We start from the raw sequence: 1198 nt of genomic DNA on the forward strand, positions 1-1198 counted from the left end.
ATCAGTGCGAGTCGCGCGGCACCGGCGCACCGCTCGATCCCACCAGGAAATCCAGATCCGCGCCCTGGTCGGCTTGCAGCACGTGTTCGACGTAGAGTTTGTAGTAGCCGCGTTTGGGCGCTTCCGGCGCCTGCCATGCTGCGCGCCGGCGCGCGAGTTCCTCGTCGGTGACGTCCAGATGCAGGCGGCGTGCTTCGACGTCCAGCTCGATCATGTCGCCGGTTTGCACGAACGCGAGCGGGCCGCCCGCGGCCGCTTCCGGCGATACGTGCAGCACCACCGCGCCGTAAGCCGTGCCGCTCATGCGGCCATCCGAAATGCGCACCATGTCCGTAATGCCTTTTTGCAGCACCTTTTTCGGCAGCGGCATGTTGCCGACTTCCGCAAAGCCCGGATAACCCTTCGGCCCCGCGCCCTTGAGCACCATGATGCAATGCTCGTCGATGTCGAGCGAATCGTCGTCGACCTTCGCGTGCAACTCCTCGATGTTCTCGAACACGACCGCGCGGCCGCGATGCTTGAGCAACGCCGCGGTCGCCGCCGACGGTTTGATCACCGCGCCATTCGGCGCCAGATTGCCCTTGAGCACCGCAATGCCGGCCTTCGGCTTGAACGGCTCGGCGAAGGTCGTGATGACCTTCTCGTCGTGATTCGGCGCGTTGCGCACGTTGTCCCAGAGCGTCTTGCCGTTCACCGTCAGCGCTTCTTTATGCAGGAGCCCCTGCTCGCCGAGTTGCTTCAACACGGCCGGCAAGCCGCCCGCGTAGTAAAAGTCCTCCATCAGATACTCGCCGGACGGTTGCAGATTCACGAGACACGGCACGTTCGAACCCAGCTCCCAATCCTCCAGCGACAACTCCACGCCAATGCGCTTCGCGAGCGCGATCAGGTGGACGACCGCATTGGTCGAGCCGCCGATCGCGGCGTTCGTGCGGATCGCGTTTTCAAAGGCCTGGCGCGTGAGGATCTTGTCCATCGTCAGATCCTCGCGAACCATGTCGACAATGCGCCGGCCCGCGAGATGCGCGAGCACCTGACGGCGCGCATCGACGGCGGGGATCGCCGCGTTGTGCGGCAGGCCCATGCCGAGCGATTCGACCATCGAGGCCATGGTCGACGCCGTGCCCATCGTCATGCAGTGGCCGCGCGAGCGGTTCATGCACGACTCGGCCTCGGTGAATTCTTCCTGCGTCATCGT

The 1198-nt window shown here is 64.6% G+C and carries 1 protein-coding gene; it reads right to left on the bottom strand.

All coding sequences use genetic code 11. From position 1 onward, the window contains the following. Position 1 precedes the first annotated feature (1 nt). A partial coding sequence (locus P0D68_RS35460; RefSeq protein ID WP_408303730.1) for a dihydroxy-acid dehydratase occupies positions 2 to 1198 on the bottom strand: 1197 nt, incomplete at its 5' end.

The sequence above is a fragment of the Paraburkholderia sp. RL17-380-BIE-A genome (assembly GCF_046028085.1).
Taxonomy (GTDB): domain Bacteria; phylum Pseudomonadota; class Gammaproteobacteria; order Burkholderiales; family Burkholderiaceae; genus Paraburkholderia.